The 16,594-nt window shown below is 48.1% G+C and carries 19 protein-coding genes and 1 tRNA gene; 7 read left to right on the plus strand and 13 right to left on the minus strand.

Annotated elements, in window-relative coordinates; translation table 11 throughout:
- Position 1 precedes the first annotated feature (1 nt).
- The 4 genes from pyrF to ACFQ1Z_RS03575 all read left to right on the plus strand — a co-directional run bounded on the left by pyrF (position 2) and on the right by ACFQ1Z_RS03575 (position 2,538).
- Positions 2–697, plus strand: coding sequence for an orotidine-5'-phosphate decarboxylase (gene pyrF / locus ACFQ1Z_RS03560; protein ID WP_379055715.1), 696 nt, complete (start codon positions 2–4; stop codon positions 695–697).
- Positions 698–809: 112 nt separating this feature from the next.
- A complete protein-coding gene (locus tag ACFQ1Z_RS03565; RefSeq protein WP_379055717.1) occupies positions 810–1,118 on the plus strand; it encodes a ComEA family DNA-binding protein in 309 nt (102 codons plus the stop codon).
- Positions 1,119–1,330: 212 nt separating this feature from the next.
- On the plus strand, positions 1,331–1,693 hold the full coding sequence (locus tag ACFQ1Z_RS03570; protein WP_379055719.1) for a hypothetical protein: 363 nt from the start codon (positions 1,331–1,333) through the stop codon (positions 1,691–1,693).
- A gap of 173 nt (positions 1,694–1,866) precedes the next feature.
- Positions 1,867–2,538, plus strand: a complete 672-nt coding sequence (locus ACFQ1Z_RS03575) for a lysozyme inhibitor LprI family protein (RefSeq protein ID WP_379055721.1) — start codon at positions 1,867–1,869, stop codon at positions 2,536–2,538.
- Positions 2,539–2,566: 28 nt separating this feature from the next.
- Here ACFQ1Z_RS03575 and ACFQ1Z_RS03580 read toward each other — a convergent pair whose 3' ends face one another.
- The 4 genes from ACFQ1Z_RS03580 to ACFQ1Z_RS03595 are packed head-to-tail and all read right to left on the minus strand — an operon-like array spanning position 2,567 to position 4,903.
- Positions 2,567–3,043: an arsenate reductase ArsC gene (locus ACFQ1Z_RS03580; RefSeq protein WP_379055723.1), complete on the minus strand. Its 477-nt coding sequence runs from the start codon at positions 3,041–3,043 to the stop codon at positions 2,567–2,569.
- 16 nt (positions 3,044–3,059) lie between these two features.
- Complete coding sequence (gene arsB / locus ACFQ1Z_RS03585) at positions 3,060–4,106, minus strand: ACR3 family arsenite efflux transporter (RefSeq protein ID WP_379055725.1); 1,047 nt, start codon at positions 4,104–4,106, stop codon at positions 3,060–3,062.
- The gene (locus tag ACFQ1Z_RS03590) at positions 4,107–4,565 is read right to left on the minus strand and encodes an ArsI/CadI family heavy metal resistance metalloenzyme (protein ID WP_379055727.1); all 459 of its coding nucleotides are present in this window, start codon (positions 4,563–4,565) and stop codon (positions 4,107–4,109) included. It abuts the gene before it with no gap.
- On the minus strand, positions 4,565–4,903 hold the full coding sequence (locus ACFQ1Z_RS03595; protein ID WP_379055729.1) for an ArsR/SmtB family transcription factor: 339 nt from the start codon (positions 4,901–4,903) through the stop codon (positions 4,565–4,567). The genes ACFQ1Z_RS03590 and ACFQ1Z_RS03595 overlap by 1 nt, the downstream gene beginning before the upstream one ends.
- A gap of 491 nt (positions 4,904–5,394) precedes the next feature.
- On the opposite strand from ACFQ1Z_RS03595, the gene ACFQ1Z_RS03600 reads away from it, so the two are divergent.
- Entirely contained in the window at positions 5,395–5,793 is a 399-nt protein-coding gene (locus tag ACFQ1Z_RS03600; RefSeq protein WP_379055731.1) for a DUF6232 family protein, read from the plus strand.
- A gap of 46 nt (positions 5,794–5,839) precedes the next feature.
- On the opposite strand, the gene ACFQ1Z_RS03605 is transcribed toward ACFQ1Z_RS03600, so the two are convergent.
- Positions 5,840–6,226: a BLUF domain-containing protein gene (locus tag ACFQ1Z_RS03605; protein ID WP_379055733.1), complete on the minus strand. Its 387-nt coding sequence runs from the start codon at positions 6,224–6,226 to the stop codon at positions 5,840–5,842.
- An 800-nt stretch (positions 6,227–7,026) separates the two neighbouring features.
- Positions 7,027–7,116, minus strand: a tRNA-Ser gene (locus ACFQ1Z_RS03610).
- A 360-nt stretch (positions 7,117–7,476) separates the two neighbouring features.
- Here ACFQ1Z_RS03610 and exaC point away from each other — a divergent pair.
- Together exaC and ACFQ1Z_RS03620 are read left to right on the plus strand one after the other, a co-directional pair.
- Positions 7,477–8,997: an acetaldehyde dehydrogenase ExaC gene (gene exaC, locus ACFQ1Z_RS03615; protein WP_379055735.1), complete on the plus strand. Its 1,521-nt coding sequence runs from the start codon at positions 7,477–7,479 to the stop codon at positions 8,995–8,997.
- 120 nt (positions 8,998–9,117) lie between these two features.
- A complete protein-coding gene (locus tag ACFQ1Z_RS03620) occupies positions 9,118–9,495 on the plus strand; it encodes a DUF779 domain-containing protein (protein WP_379055737.1) in 378 nt (125 codons plus the stop codon).
- A gap of 46 nt (positions 9,496–9,541) precedes the next feature.
- On the opposite strand, the gene cheZ is transcribed toward ACFQ1Z_RS03620, so the two are convergent.
- The 7 genes from cheZ to ACFQ1Z_RS03655 form a co-directional block, all read right to left on the minus strand.
- Positions 9,542–10,228: a protein phosphatase CheZ gene (gene cheZ, locus ACFQ1Z_RS03625; RefSeq protein WP_379055739.1), complete on the minus strand. Its 687-nt coding sequence runs from the start codon at positions 10,226–10,228 to the stop codon at positions 9,542–9,544.
- 2 nt (positions 10,229–10,230) lie between these two features.
- Positions 10,231–10,629 carry a chemotaxis response regulator CheY gene (cheY, locus tag ACFQ1Z_RS03630; RefSeq protein WP_055831421.1) on the minus strand — a complete coding sequence of 133 codons (399 nt, stop codon included), beginning with the start codon at positions 10,627–10,629 and terminating at the stop codon, positions 10,231–10,233.
- Positions 10,630–10,740: 111 nt separating this feature from the next.
- Positions 10,741–11,814, minus strand: a complete 1,074-nt coding sequence (locus ACFQ1Z_RS03635; protein ID WP_379055741.1) for a protein-glutamate methylesterase/protein-glutamine glutaminase — start codon at positions 11,812–11,814, stop codon at positions 10,741–10,743.
- Positions 11,815–11,841: 27 nt separating this feature from the next.
- Positions 11,842–12,450: a chemoreceptor glutamine deamidase CheD gene (gene cheD, locus ACFQ1Z_RS03640; protein ID WP_379055743.1), complete on the minus strand. Its 609-nt coding sequence runs from the start codon at positions 12,448–12,450 to the stop codon at positions 11,842–11,844.
- A 2-nt stretch (positions 12,451–12,452) separates the two neighbouring features.
- Positions 12,453–13,349, minus strand: coding sequence for a CheR family methyltransferase (locus tag ACFQ1Z_RS03645; protein ID WP_379055745.1), 897 nt, complete (start codon positions 13,347–13,349; stop codon positions 12,453–12,455).
- Between the two features lie 54 nt (positions 13,350–13,403).
- On the minus strand, positions 13,404–14,111 hold the full coding sequence (gene fae / locus ACFQ1Z_RS03650; protein ID WP_379055747.1) for a formaldehyde-activating enzyme: 708 nt from the start codon (positions 14,109–14,111) through the stop codon (positions 13,404–13,406).
- A 54-nt stretch (positions 14,112–14,165) separates the two neighbouring features.
- Complete coding sequence (locus tag ACFQ1Z_RS03655) at positions 14,166–16,265, minus strand: methyl-accepting chemotaxis protein (protein WP_379055749.1); 2,100 nt, start codon at positions 16,263–16,265, stop codon at positions 14,166–14,168.
- Positions 16,266–16,594: the final 329 nt, after the last annotated feature.

Here is a 16,594-nt window from a genome sequence, read left to right on the forward strand (position 1 = left end):
CATGACTGATAGCAAAATCATTGTTGCCCTGGACTACGCCGACGCCGCCTCTGCACAAGCACTGGTTGCCAGACTGGACCCGGCGCTGTGCAAATTAAAAGTCGGCAAGGAGCTATTCACCGCAGCCGGACCGGCATTTGTCGAATCGCTGGTCAAACAGCAATACGATGTGTTTCTTGACCTCAAATTCCACGATATTCCCAACACCGTGGCCAAGGCATGCCAGGCAGCGGCAAACCTCGGCGTTTGGATGCTGAATGTACACGCCAGCGGTGGCATGCCCATGATGCAAGCTGCGCGTGAAGGCCTGGATAAAGCTTTTGGCAGCCAGGCCCCGCTGCTGATCGCGGTCACAGTGCTGACCAGCATGGATGAGCCCACCCTGCATACCCTAGGCATACAGCGCTCTTTAAGCGAGCATGTATTAGCACTGGCTAGCCTGACGCAACAAGCCGGCTTACACGGCGTCGTCTGTTCAGCACAAGAAGCAGCCATGCTCAAACAGACACTGGGCCCTGACTTTTGCCTGGTCACCCCGGGCATACGTCCGGCAGATGCCAGCCAGGATGACCAGACCCGCATAGTCACGCCTAAAGATGCCATCGCCCTTGGCTCCCACTACTTGGTTATAGGCCGCCCGATCACGCAGGCAGCTGATCCGATTGTTGCTTTAAACACAATTATTAAAAATATTTAACATTTATTAATAAAATAAAAGCCACTGCCAGTAACAGCTGGCGACTGCTGGATAGAATAAAAGCAGGCTGAGTATTCAGCCTGCTTTTTTCATTCAATGACAAGGAGAAGCTATGAGACACGCTTTATTAGTCTATTTAGTATTATTGTTTTTATCCCCAGCCGCTTATGCCGTCGTAGATATCAATACCGCCAACCAGGCAGAACTCGAGACCCTGAATGGCATAGGCCCATCCAAAGCCCAGGCCATAATTGAATACAGGAAAAAGAATGGCGGTTTTAAAACAGTGGAAGAGCTGGATCAGGTGCCCGGGATAGGTCAGGCAACCCTCAACAATATGAAGAAGGATATTAGCGTGGGAAGCAAAAAAGCAGCGCCTGCAGACACTGTGAAAAATACAGCGGAGAAAAAAAAACCTTGATACGGCATGCAGCTTAAACCGTGAAAACCCATAAAACACCCATCCGGGTGTTTTTTTATTGCTGGCTATAGGGCTACCTGCCCTGCTCTTTTATTCTTAGGTCATAAACCTTCATTAAAACGCAAACAATAGCCTGGCTATACTTTAATTATGCCGGCATAGTAGAATCGTTTTCATAAGCAAACCTAATAAAATCACACTAAAGAAAAATAATGAAAATCGATACTATAAAAAATATCATGCTTGTGTTTATCCTCATTCAATTTGTCCTCAATCTGCAATACGCGCATACCATTTACCTGCTCTCTAGCACCGGGGCCCTTGCCTTGTTCCCGTTTCTATTCTGGATGATCGGCAGCCTGAGTCTGTATATTGCAGCCATCAGGCTGCTGCTGAAGCGTAACAGTCATGGCAAGTTATTTATCCTGGCTGCCGGTCTATTACTTATCTGCACCTCATCACTGCTGCCTTTCCCTCCCATATATGTATTCCTGGTGACTTTAGGCGCGCTGTTAGGTGCGGCTGGCTGGTGGGTGAACAAGAAGTACCGAAAAGACTTGGTGCATATGAAGTGATAGTTAGAATCACCAGGCGCTCTTTTTCTCAGCTCTTACACTATTGCTTATTCATCACGGCATTGCATTGGTTGTGATTAAAAGTCCTCTTTAACACGTCAAAACCCGGAGACGACATTGGAAAATGTGCTGAGTATTTTAAATTGGGCTTTAGCTTTGCGAAAAGGCTTTAAATGAACTTGGTAGGTCACTGCTACATAGCTATAGTTTTAAGTCTATTAGCGACTTTAACGCATGCAGAAACTTGGACATGTGCTCAAGAAAGCATAGCAGTCTATGGTAATGAATTCTGTGAGGCTGAACATGCTCAATATCGAGCGAATCAGGCTAACATTCATTTAGATAAAGCTTATGAAAAATTGCTCAATAATACCGCAAGCAAGGAAAGGAAACAGCTAATCATCTCTCAACGAAAATGGGTAGAGTCATCTACAGCCTACTGCGAGCGTTTCTTGAGGGATCACCCAAGTGGACGCGCCACTCAGGCCGAGATGGCCGCTTCATGTAATGAACAGCAGGCACTTAAACGGACTATGGAGCTAGAGAAAAGACTAAGTGATAGGTCTATGTGCTCTGCTCAGCATGAAGAACTTACGCTACGCCCCTCCTTTGAAGCTCAACTGCTTGGGAACACAACTGCTTTTTTGTATAGCGCGCCAAATCGAAACTGTAAATTGAAAAACGCTAATGTGGCTCAAAGCAGCTACTTTACAGTCTATGGTTTAAACAAAGGCCATGATTGGGCTTATGTAATGTACATCGCAAAGAATGGTGACGATTTTATGGGATGGTTGCCAATGAGTGATATTAAGATCATTGGCCCTTATGGAAGTAACGTGAAGTAGATAGCAATGAAAAACCTATTTGGCTTTCTCAAATGATGGAATCCGCAATCACCTGCAACTCTTTCTGCAGTTTGTTTTTATCAGCAATAGACTCAGCATCTAACTTTAAGAACGCCTCAATACGCTTGCGCAGTGTCGAATATGCTTTGAAGAATGCAGCGTCTATTTCAGACGCTGTGCCCGTTGCCTTGGCGGGGTCATCAACGCCCCAATGTGCTCTTAGCACGTTGCCAAGGTAAGCTGGGCAAGTCTCACCCGCGGCATTGCCGCATACGGTGATGACGATGTCGGGCGTCACTGGCAGATTATCCCATGACTTGCTGTAATAACCGTCTGTAGCTATGCCCTCACATTTCAATAACGCGATAGAACGCGGGTGCACTTCACCAGTCGGCTGACTGCCGGCACTCATTGCTTGCATGCCTTGTGGCGCTAATGCGTTGAATGTAGCTTCGGCCAGAATGGAGCGGCAGGAGTTACCTGTACATAAAAACAGGATGTTCATTGATCACTTTCTATTGTTAAGCGCTTTCGTACCAGCCACGGCTACGATTAACGATGGCGACGACTGACAGCATGACAGGCACTTCGATCAGCACACCGACAACGGTAGCTAGCGCTGCGCCTGAGTTAAAGCCGAACAGAGCGATGGCGGTTGCTACAGCCAGCTCAAAGAAGTTTGAAGCACCGATCAGGGCAGACGGCGCTGCGACACTGTGAGCCACTTTGAGCTTTTTATTCAGCCAGTAAGCCAGCATGGAATTGAAATACACCTGAATGATGATAGGCACAGCCAGCAAGGCAATGATAAATGGCTGTGCCATGATCTGACGGCCCTGAAAGCCAAACAGCAACACCAGGGTCGCAAGCAATGCAGACAGGGAAACGGGTTGAATGCGCTTAAGCAATGCATCAAGTGATTTCTGCCGACCAGCCAGAAAGACCTCGCGTATCAATTGACTGATGACCACTGGCACGACTATGAACAATAACAGAGACAACCACAGCGTATCCCACGGTACGACTATGCTAGACAGCCCCAATAACAACGCTACCAGCGGCGCAAAGGCAAACAGCATAATGGCATCATTGAGTGCCACCTGAGACAGCGTGAACTTGGGCTCACCACCACATAAGCCACTCCAGACAAACACCATGGCCGTGCATGGGGCAGCAGCCAGCAGTATCAGGCCGGCAATATAGCTGTCTATCTGCTCTGCCGGTAACAAGCCAGCAAATAAGTGACGAATGAACAGCCATGCCAGCAAGGCCATAGAAAACGGCTTTACTATCCAGTTGATAAATAAGGTCACGCCTATGCCTTTGCTGTGCGCCAACACATCGCCCATGGTCCTGAAGTCGATCTTGAGCAACATGGGGATGATCATCAGCCAGATCAGCACAGCGACAGGGAGATTCACTTCAGCAATCTTGAGGCCGCCTATGGCTTGAAAGGCACCAGGGAAAGCCTGGCCTAAGGCAATACCGACCACAATGCAACCTAGCACCCACCATGTCAAATTACGTTCAAAGCTCCTGATCGGGCTAGGTTGTGTGATGACATTCATTTAGCAACACTTCTTTCTAGTAGCAATCTCAATCTTTTCAGCAGCAGGAATGCAACAAGCCGCGTCAGCCTCAGGTGATTCTTGGCCACTGAATGTCGGTGCGTTGCCTAACGTGCGATAGGTTTCCCAGGCGATGCCTGAAGGGTCTTGTACCCAATGCTTGTCTGACTTTGCATAGCAGCAGGTGGCACCCTCTTCAGTGATCAGACTCAGTTCTGCCTTTTCTAAACGCTGCTTGATTTCCTCAAGCTCAGACTCATTCTCAACCTGAATCCCAATGTGGTCTAAGCCAACTTTAGCGCCGCGCTTGCTGATAGCAAAGTTGACCAATGGGTCATCTAACATCCACTTGGCATAGTCAGGCTTAGAGACTGTCGGAGACGCACCAAACAGCTTGTTATAAAAGCCCACACTTTGTGCGATGTCATCGACTGAGACATGCAAATGCATACGTTTCATTATTGACAACCTTTCTCAGGGTTGCAGCTAGCCATATCAGGGCAGCATTCAGTGATACCCGCACAGCAATTTTCAGTCAGGTATGCCAGCAAGCCATTCATCGCCGTATAGTTTGCCGAGTAGTAAATGAACCTGCTGACCTGGCGCGAGTCGATCAGTCCGGCGTTGCTCAACTCTTTAAGGTGAAACGAAAGCGTGCTGGGCGGTATTTTGAGTTTTTCTCCTATGCTTCCGGCCGGCAACCCTTCAATGCCCGCTTGAACTAACAAGCGGAATATCTCCAGGCGTGCTTCTTGAGCGATAGATGAGAGTTGTGTCACTGCTGATTTGATATCCATGCATTCTATATTTCCATAAATATAGAAATAATGCAACGGGCTTGTAGACTAGTGCACAGATAAGAATTTAGTTTATAGGGAAGGCTATAGACAGCTATTCTTCCAACAATGGCGTTCTCAGTGTAAGGCGATAGGCAATCCTTTCTAATCCCTTTACCATACAACCTTATTTTGTTGAGGTGTTTTATGCTGCGTTTTCAGTCCATAGCCATGCTGGCTTTAGAAACTGCAGGACTGCTCATCATTATCGCCTTAACCTTGCTGGCGAACCGCCTTTTAAAATCCCTGCCACCTGATAGTAAGATAAAGAGATACTTTCAGCCGCCCCTTACTCAAGCCCAGCTCGAGTGGTGTGTATTATTGCTGATCACGCTTTGTGCGATTGGGCTCACCTTCTATTACACTTGATTAGCTCAGACTATGAATATAACTACAACAAGACTGTTGCATGTATTTAAGTGTTTAGTTATGCGAAGCGACGCAAGGTAAATATGCAAATAGTAGAAGAACAAAACTATTTCAATAATGGAAAATTAATTGTCAGTAGTGACGAGCTAACAGTCGGCAATAAAACGTATCCGTTGAGTGAGGTAACATCGGTTCGTGCTGGAGAAGTTAAACACAAGAAGGGACTGGAGTTTAGCGTGTACATAATCCTATTAGGACTGGTAATCATAGTTACACTATATGAAGAACATAGAGGAGTTTATCTAGGTAGCTTGTTAATCACTTCCGGTGCAATACTTACCTACCGAATTATGAAACAAACTCAATATGCAGTGATTCTTACAATGAAGTCTGGTGAGCATGAAGTATTGGTTGAGACTGACAAACCTTACATTGAAAAGGTGAGTCATGCAGTAAGCGAAGTCATCAGTAAAAGGGACTAAGCCCTAAATTTCACCGCAAATTTTCGTGGAGATATAGATATCCTAATCAATCAACATGCAGCCGGCTGATACTTTGCTTGAAGGACATGGCTGAGAAGTCTGCTGATGCAATACATTTTTCAATATCAATTTCTTGGTGGCTAGTATCAATGTAGCCCATACCCCAGCTTTTATATAGCCTGTCTGCGTGGCTGCCGTTGAGTATCACCTCGATGTTTTTGTGACGGACATCTCGTAGAATATTTGCTAGCAAGGTGTCTACTACGTCTGCTTCACCTTCAAAGTATTGAGTGAAACTCATGCCATCAAATAACAATACTCCTGAAACCTCATTCTTAATGTTTTTAGCGCGCGAGGTTTTGATGATGCTCGACACTTCCATCACGTCATAACCATCTTGGTTTAAGGCGCTTGTATACAAAACAAATCTCATGACCACTCCCTCATTGCTTTTAGATACTTAGAGGATAGTAACAGCTTAATACCAGAACTCTACAATACAGAATATTAAGCCCTCCCAACTCGCACAGTTAGGACTCTTAACCCCCCTCCTCATTGACTATGCCTTAAGTGATGGTCAAAAAAAACTACAGCGCATTATCAGATGCAGGCACAGGCCTTGCCATAGCGAGTGCCAGTCGTTTTCAGAGCGTGTAATATGCGCATGATAACGGCTACTAAAGGGAAGCGATGTCTTACAATATGGATGGAATACTAAGGAAGAGCAATGAGGCTAAATTCTCAATTCTTACAGTGATCATTACTTTGATAGCCAACATACTGTTAAGAAAAGCTGATCTTGTTTTGATTCAGTCATATATGCTTTATATCCCGGCATACTTAATCGTGCTTTCTTTTTACTTCATCATTAAGCATAAGGTTTACAAGCAAGAGGTTTCACATAGTCCTGACTCATATTCATACATTGAGGATGCCGCAATACCAAAGCTAGATAGGCTCATAATATTTCTATCTATGACTATCGGTGTCTGGATGGTGTTAACTACTGGTATGTTTTTGAAGTTGTTCGTGCGATGACAATGGCAATCAAGTGAAGCTCAGGAATGACCTACAGCGCAATTGCTACAAGCAGCACATTAAGTACGCTCTTTTCTCTCCAGATATCGATTAATCCAGAGTATTAAGGAACACCACGCCAACGTAAGACAAAAAAGAAAAAGCCCGCGTTCTGTACTTTTAATTAGTCACAGAAAACAGGCTTTACTTTACTGCTGGCGGAGAGAGAGGGATTCGAACCCTCGATAGAGTTGCCCCTATGCCACCTTTCCAGGGTGGTGACTTAAACCGCTCATCCATCTCTCCGAAAGAAGGCGCGATTATAGCTGATTCCCAATTTCGCGCCAAATGATTTATGGCGGAATCGGCAGATTACAAAATCACGCGTTTTAGCACCCGCGCGCCACGGCTATGAGATTGAACTTTTCAGGATTAAATGGACTAACTCAGTTATCTTATAAATCAGCAAAAACACAGCAAAAACGCTTGATTTTGTAGGTTTTAAGGGTTAATGTTTATCCCGTTAATCATCTTAAAAAGCCTTATTTTAAGCGGCTTGGCAGATGATTTATCAGGTTATTGGGCCATGATCGGATATGGGGTTCAATACGGCGGTTTGGAGAGCAGTTCTGCTATAACATCTATACAAAAAGTACAGGAGTGATTATGAGTTTGGATCTATTGAAAGCCATGGGGGTAAAAGTCCCTTACAAGGCAAAATATGACAACTTTATCGGTGGCAAATGGGTTGCACCGGTGAAGGGTGAGTATTTTGATGTGATTTCCCCCATTACTGGTAAGCCTTATACGCAGGCTGCCCGCTCCAGTGCTGAGGATGTGGAGCTGGCGCTGGATGCCGCGCATGCCGCAACCGATAAATGGGCGAAAACTTCTGCGGCGGAGCGTTCTAATCTGCTGTTGAAGATTGCAGACCGTATCGAACAGAACCTGGAGTTGATCGCGACTGCTGAAACAGTCGATAACGGTAAACCTATCCGCGAAACATTGAATGCCGATATTCCGTTGGCTGCTGACCATTTCAGATATTTTGCCGGTGCGTTGCGTGCGCAGGAAGGCAGTCTGAGTGAGTTGGACGAGAATACCGTGGCTTACCACTTTCACGAACCGCTGGGTGTGGTCGGGCAGATCATTCCGTGGAACTTCCCTATTCTGATGGCAGCCTGGAAACTGGCGCCAGCAGTGGCAGCCGGTAACTGTGTGGTGATGAAACCAGCCGAATTCACGCCTATCAGTATCCTGATACTGATGGAAGTGATAGGCGACCTGATCCCGCCTGGCGTGATGAACATCGTCAACGGCTATGGCCGTGAAGTTGGCGCCCCGCTGTCTAACAGCAAGCGTATTAACAAGATCGCCTTTACCGGGTCGACCGCCACTGGCCGTTTTATTGCGCAGGCGGCAGCCAACAACCTGATCCCGGCAACGCTGGAACTCGGTGGCAAATCACCTAACATCTTCTTTGAAGACATCATGTCTGCCGACGATGACTTTCTCGACAAGGCAGTGGAAGGCCTGGTGCTGTTTGCCTTTAACCAGGGTGAAGTCTGTACCTGTCCGTCACGCGCCCTGATCCAGGAATCCATTTACGACAAATTCATGGAGCGCGTGTTGCCACGTGTCGCCGCAATCAAGCAAGGCAACCCGCTGGACCCTAACACCATGATAGGTGCGCAAGCCTCACAAGACCAGATCAACAAGATCCTGTCTTATATGGATATTGGTCAACAGGAAGGTGCGCAGCTGCTGTGCGGCGGTGAGCGTAATGTGCTGGGCGGCGATCTGGCCGAGGGTTATTATGTGAAGCCTACGCTGTTCAAAGGCCACAACAAGATGCGTATCTTCCAGGAAGAGATTTTTGGACCGGTACTGGCAGTGACTACCTTTAAAGATGAAGCAGAAGCGCTGAGCATAGCCAATGACACCATCTTTGGCCTGGGTTCTGGTGTCTGGTCACGCGACGGCAGCCGTGCTTATCGTATGGGCCGCGGCATCAAAGCTGGCCGTGTCTGGACCAACTGTTACCATGCCTACCCTGCTCATGCCGCTTTCGGTGGCTATAAAGAGTCTGGCATAGGCCGTGAAACGCACAAAATGATGCTGGACCACTACCAGCAAACTAAAAACCTGCTGGTCAGCTACAGCCCGAAAAAACTGGGTTTCTTCTAAACTCAGGGTCTGGCTTGAGCTGATTAAATGTAGTTGCAACCTGATTTAGGTAGTTGCAAAAAAAGGGGGCGAATCTTTCGCCCCTTTTTTGTCTATAAGATAAATATTGAGGGCAAAACCATGGCGGAAAGACTTTCTGCAACACCCAGTGCGATCACATTGATAGAACAGCTGACAGCGCAGCACGGCCCTATCGTGTTCCTGCAATCTGGCGGCTGCTGTGAAGGCAGTGGCCCCATGTGCATGCCTGCAGCCGAGTTCAGGCCCAGTCCGTCAGATGTCAAATTAGGGGTGCTAGCAGGCGCGGTGTTTTACATGGGTGACAGCCATTTCAGCTTTATGGCGAACACGCATACCATACTGGATGCCGTGCCCGGTTCCAGTGGCTCGTTTTCATTAGACTGTGGCAGTGGCTTTGCTTTTATCACGCGCGGCCGTGTATATACCGATGAAGAGCTGGCCGCCCTGCCCGCTGAAGATAGGGTGGGTTATGCATAAGCAAAAAGGGCCGTCAGGCCCTTTTTTATTGGAACAGATGCAGCTGTTAAAAGCCTAAACTATCCAGCAGGTCATCTACCTGCTCCTGGTTAGAAACCACATCCACAGTGTTGTGCGGGTCTATCTGCGGCCCATTCAGCAACGAGTTTGTAGACTCTTCTTTTTTCGCGCCTGGTGAAAAATCCACCAACACCTGCACCAGTTGTCTTTCCAGCTCTTGCACCAGTGTTGTGATTTTTTTGATCACTTGTCCGGTCAGGTCCTGGAAATCCTGCGCCATCATGATATCCATCAACAGCGACTTGGTGGTTGCAGTATTCTTATCTGCCAGTGACAGGTATTCGAGCGTGTCTTGCACCACAGAGTCGTATTCGGATTTGAGCGCCGATTTCGCCATCACATCCTGCCAGCGCGCTTTTAACTCACTGGCCTTATCCGCCAGCTCAGACTGCAAAGGCGTCGCCAGATCAGTGGCATTCAATACCCGCTCTGCTGCCTGCTCAGTCATTTTGGCGACATAATTCAAACGGTCACGCGCATCAGGGATCTCCTGCGCGACTTGTTCCAGCACTTTGTCGTAACCTAATGCACTCAGGCTGTCGTGCAGCGTGCGTGTCATATGGCCAATCCGGCTGATCATATCTTCTTGTTGGTTATCGTTCAGATTGTGCATCAAGGCAGAAGCCATATCTACCATGGCGTTGTCTTGCTTCGGATTGACAGCTTCGGTCATGATTACGCCTCGCCTTTTTCCAGTTTCTCAAAGATTTTAGATAACTTTTCTTCCAGCGTGGCGGCAGTAAACGGTTTCACCACGTAGCCGTTAGCTTTTGCTTGCGCGGCAGCGATGATGTTTTCTTTTTTTGCTTCGGCCGTCACCATCAATACTGGCAATTTGGATAGTTTGGCATCTGCACGGATATTCTGCAGCATGGTCAGACCATCCATATTTGGCATATTCCAGTCAGACACGACAAATTCGAAATCACCACTGCGCAGCTTGCTCAATGCATCAGCGCCGTCTTCGGCCTCCTCCACATTGTTGTAGCCCAGCTCTTTAAGCAGGTTACGCACAATTCTGCGCATGGTGGAAAAATCATCAACCACCAGAAATTTAGTATTCGGATTGCCCATTTGTTACTCCGCTATCATTAGTGACATATTTTACAGTTAGCATTATCAACCCATATGCTGTCAATGCTTGCGCCAATAAAGCGCTGAATTGCCTGTTTGTTCTTTGAGGATTTAAACACGCATGGCGCGTTCACTATTGGTTGCCAGGTGATGCAACACCATCCTGGGCAGGTCTTTCAGGTGAGCAACCTCATGCACACCACCATGCGCTACCGCTTCACGCGGCATGCCATAAACCACACAGCTCTCTTCATTCTGTGCAAAGTTGTGGGCGCCGGCTTCTTTCATACGCAGCATGCCGACCGCACCATCTTTACCCATGCCGGTCAGTATGATGCCTATGGCGTTTTTACCGGCATGCACCGCCGCAGAGTCAAACAATACATCCACAGAAGGCTTGTGTCTATTGACCGGCTCGCTGTCTGACAAGCGGGTGACATAGTTGGCACCGCTTCTGGCCAGCAGCAAATGCTGGTCACCCGGCGCAATATAGGCATGGCCGGGCAATATGCGTTCGCCATCTACCGCTTCCTTGACCGAGATCTTGCACAGGCTGTCCAGACGGGTGGCAAACGATTTGGTAAAGCCTGCCGGCATATGCTGGGTGATCAATACACCGGGGCAATCTGAAGGCATTTGCGTCAGGAACGCTTTGATCGCTTCGGTACCACCGGTAGAAGCGCCTATGATCAATAATTTCTCACTACTGATCAACGGGTTACGGATGGCATTCTGCACCTGGCCACCAACCGCTGATGCTTTGGCTATGCTTTGCAAAGTGCTGACTTTGGCCTTGGCCGCAGTGCGTATCTTATCGGTGATCTCATCGGCATATTGCTGCATGCCCTGGGTGATGCCCATTTTAGGTTTGGTCACAAAATCGGTAGCGCCCAGCTCCAGCGCCCGCAAAGTGATCTCAGAGCCTTTTTCTGTCAGCGTAGAAACCATCAATACCGGCATAGGCCGCAGGCGCATGAGTTTTTCCAGGAAATCCAGCCCATCCATCCTCGGCATTTCCACATCCAGCGTCAGCACATCCGGGTTCAATTGCTTGATCATTTCTCGCGCCACCAGTGGGTCGGGTGCGGCACCAACGACTTCCAGGTCTTTGGTATCGTTGATCAACTCGGTCAACAGGCTGCGTATCAGCGCCGAATCATCAATGACTAATACTTTCGTTTTCATGTGATTTCCTTTTTATAATTATTATTATCAAAACAAATCGATATCGCCACCCACATCGTTGGTTTTCAGCTTGCTGGAGTAAGCCTGCTCGCGTTTGACCAAAGTGTAGTTGTTCAGTTGTTTCAGTTTTTTTACCAGCACCTTGCCGGTTTTGGGAAAGTAATAGACTTTACGCGGATAAATATCCAGCAGGTCTTCCCCGGTCACCCGAATACCTTCATCCTTGAGGTATTTTTTAACGAACTCGGCATTGCGATCACCAACGTTATTGGTGGTGAAACTGCGCAATACATTGCCGCCGCCAAAGATCTTGGCTTCGAGGTTCTCGCGCCTGGCACCATTTCTCAGCAGCTGGTTGATCAGTACTTCCATGGCATAAGTGCCATAGCGCATAGATTCTGAAACCGGGCTATCCCTATCGGCACTGCCACTCTCAGGCAACATAAAGTGGTTCATGCCACCTATGCCAGACTTGGTATCGCGGATACAGGCAGACACACATGAGCCGAGCACAGTGACGATCAGCATATCCTTATCGGTATAGTAATACTCTCCAGGAGAGATCTTGGCCGCTTCGCAATTAAATGTTCTGTCAAAGTAGAGGGTGTTTGCAATGTCTTCTTGTGAAACACTCATGGCTATTTCCGATTCATTAACAGGCTGGAACGAGCCGCGCCGTTAGTTTTTAGTTTGTAGACGGTTTTACCCAGCAATTGCAGCTGGTTGGAGACATAGAGGAAGTTCTCTGAATGCCCGGCCAGCAACAAGCTGTCATCATTCATCAGCGTGATGAATTTTTCTATGATCTTGCTTTGGGTGGGTTTATCAAAATAAATCATGACATTACGACAGAAGATCACATCATAGGCCTCACGAAACGGCCATTGCTGATCCAGCAGGTTGAGCTGGTGAAAGTGAATCAGGTCGCGTACTGATTTTTTTACCCTGACTAATCCCTCATGCTTGGCAGTGCCTTTTTCAAAGAACTTGCGCAACCGGGATTCGTCCATTTTCTTGATGCGGTCTATAGGGTATACACCCGCACTCGCAGTCGCTAATACATTGGTATCGATATCAGTGGCGATGATTTCTACCGGGGGTTTGAGCGAATTGAATGCCTCACACGCGGTGATGGCGATCGAATAAGGCTCTTCGCCGGTCGAAGCCGCAGAACACCAGATACGGATAGGTTTTGCCTGCCGGTTTAAAGCAGCAAGCCTGGTCAGATGCTCTGCCAGTATGGGGAAATGATGCTCTTCCCTGAAAAAAGAAGTCAGGTTGGTGGTCAACGCATTGGTAAATGCCTGCCACTCGTCCGAACTCTGGTTTTGTTCAAGCTTATCCAGATACAGCTTGAAACTTTGCATATCGAGTGCACGTAAACGCCGGCCTATCCGGCTGTACACCATATCCGTCTTTGCATCGGACAATGAAATGCCTGCATGGCGATAGATCAGACTTTTGATTCTGACGAAATCATCGCGCGTAAACAAAAACTCGCGCTCTTCTTGTTCTTGTTTCTTCAAGGCAGTCACTTCGTTATCCTATGCAAATCCGTTGGGTTGCCATTAATTTAAGTCAGACTTAAATTAAGCCTTGGTGGTGTTGATGCGCTCTTTCATCTGGCCGATCGCTAATTCGATCTGCTTTTCTTCACGCGCTTTTGCTTCAGCACTGGTGCGTGCATACTTGCTGCGCTCTTGCATTTGTGTGATTGCCAAAGCAGCAGCGGTGTCATCAGCACGACGGTTTTGTGCTTCTGGTGTTTGTGCTGCAAACGGGTGCAATGCCTCTTTGTATTGTTTCACTACATCAGCCGCTTTAGGCTCGCGGTTGATCGCGGCTTTCAGTGCGATTTTTGTCGCGCGGTAGTTCCAGTCCTGGATACGGTCATCCATATCGGCTTTACTGTCGATAAATACGCCTACGCAAATAAATACGTCATCGGCTTCTTCCAGCGGGATAGTGCCATCAGCTACGCAATCCATCACTGCCATGGCTACGCCACGTTGTGCCGGGCCAAACATCTGAGTCGCCTGACGGCCATCTTTGATCGTCACTTTGTTAAACATCACAGTGTTTGGTTTTACCATCATGTTTGGCGCTGCAATCGCCAATAAACCGTTTACCCCTTGTTTTTGGTCGGTGAGCGTACGACAAAATGCGTCTTCTGCAGCGCTACCGCGTGGTCCTAAAATTAAGTCGATGTGAGCCACGTTCTTCAGATCCAGGCCGCCTTCCGGACGGTCCTCGATGACCAAACCTTCACCAATCAATACTCGATCAATCACTGCCATTTTTATGCTCCTGTTAATTAAAAGTACTACTTTATAAAGGGCTTACAGCGTGCCCTATCCATTACTGACTTGCCGGAAATCTTCCGACCAGCCTGCATTCCCGTGACGCGTTTGCTTCGCGTTGCCTTCGACGATGAATACACTCACTGCTGTTGCCAGCTCATTGGAGTGATCCATCAGTGATTCGGCAGCCGCAGCGGCCTCTTCAACCAAGGCGGTGTTCTGTTGTGTCACATCATCCATACGGATCACGGCGTCATTGACCAGCGCGATACCGGCACTCTGCTCATTAGAAGCCGAGGCGATCTCGCCAATAATGATGCTGACACGTTTGACCGAGCTCACAATCTCATGCATGGTTTTGCCGGCTTCTTCCACCTGGCGGCTACCTTCTGCAGTCTTGTTGACCGAGTCATTGATCAATTCTTTAATTTCGCGCGCCGCAACTGAAGAGCGCTGTGCCAGGTTACCCACCTCGGAAGCCACCACGGCAAAACCCCTGCCCTGCTCACCGGCACGGGCGGCTTCAACCGCGGCATTCAGCGCCAGGATATTGGTCTGGAAAGCAATGCTGTCGATGACAGAAATAATGTCTTCGATCTTGCGTGCACTTTCATTGATGTCGCTCATGGTATGCACCACGGCATTGACCACATCGCCACCTTTGACTGCCACTTGCGAAGCCTGCGCTGCCAGTTCATTAGCCTGTTTTGCGTTTTCTGCGTTCTGTTTGACGGTTGAAGATAGCTCTTCCATGCTGGAAGCTGTTTTTTCAAGATTCGCTGCCTGATCTTCGGTCCTGCGGCTTAAATCCGCGTTGCCCTGGGCGATCTCTTTGGCTGCGATATTGATAGATTCTGCTGCGGCTTTCACCGTCAGTACCGGTTCCACTATCATATCCAGCGTGTTATTCATGCCTTCCACAATACGGCGGTAATCGCCTGGGTGGCGGCTGGCATCGGCACGTACCGTGACGCGGCCCTGTTTCGCTGATTCGGCCAGCAACTCTGCATCATGATTCAATGCTTTCAGGTTGCTACGAACTTTCTCTATGATCTGGTTGATTTCGGCTTTCTGGCCAGGGAACTGCTCCAAAGGCGCATCGAAATTACCATCACCAAACGCTTTGACGCATGCCATGGCTTTTTGATTCAATTCAATATGGCCGGCAACGATTTTATTGATAGAGTCTGCCAGTACCGAGAATTGGCCTTTAAACATATCGGCACGCAGGGTCATATCGATATTGCCCTGTTCGTGCTCGTTATTGACCCAGTTCACAGAGTCCACAATACCCTTAAGGTTGCCGCGTATGCGGTCCACACTCTTGTTCATGGCGGCTTTTTTGCCTGGCAGCGGTTCCAGCTGGGCAGTGAGGTCGCCGCGACCTATGCTGTCCATCACGGCGATGAATTTACCGGTATCGGCGATATAAGCTGACACCATGCTATTGATGCTTTGCGCGACCTGTTTAAAATCACCATCAAATTTGGCGACTGCCAGCAAGGTTTCGTCCTCGCCCTGCGCATGTGCGCTGCTCATAGCGGTTAAATCTGAGATCAGGGCCGTGACATTGCTTTTCAGGCCATCAAAGTGCTGGTTCAGCACGGCAAGCTCACCTGGCAATGGCGCTAACTGGGCAGTGAAATCACCCTGGCCCAATGCCAGCATCGCGTCGCCTGTTTTGTGCAGAAAACCGGCAGGTAAAGCCAGGGTCTGGTTGATATCGGCAGCCATCTGGCGATATTCGCCATGAAACTGGCTCAGATCTAGGCTGGCTTTAAAATTGCCACTGGCATGTTCTGCAGTGATATAAGTGATTTGCTGGCTCAGTTTGGCCAATGTCGTCTTGGCTTGCTGCAATGCATCCAGCACATTGATATCTTCTGCGCTCGCTGCATGGTCGCCATCGCCAAACTCACCATTGGCGAGACTGTTTGCGACAGCTGCAGCCTCACCGGCCTGGCCTCCGAGCTGACTTTTAGCGCTGTAAAGCAACAAGGCACCCAGCCCTGTAGCACAGACCAGCAAGCCCACGCCTAAGCCAGCGTGAATAAAACTGCTGGCGACACCTGCACCGGAAACTGCCAGCAACAAGCCTAACTGAGACGAGAGATTGAGACGACTAAACACACTCAATTTTCCTGACAACATGTTGTCACTCCTTTTTTTCTATTTTCCAAAACCCGCTTACCTTGGATTTTTTTACTATTTATCGGTATATAACGGCATTATTAAATAGCAACGCCACTTTCGAATGATGTGAAAAAAGGGGAAACTGGGCTCTATTTTGGTAATTGCAGCCCTAAAGAAATCAGAAATAGCGTATGCGCTAGTGGCAGATTAATCCTGGGTTAAGGGATGATTTTTTATGTTAAGCCTGCTTTATAAACCTTACAGTCAGCAGCGTTTACAACAAGCAATAAAACAAAAAGCCGACTGCAGTGGCAGCCGGCTTTTGCTATACCCAGTACTTAATACAA

It is taken from the genome of Methylophilus luteus (assembly GCF_042676265.1).
Lineage (GTDB): Bacteria > Pseudomonadota > Gammaproteobacteria > Burkholderiales > Methylophilaceae > Methylophilus > Methylophilus luteus.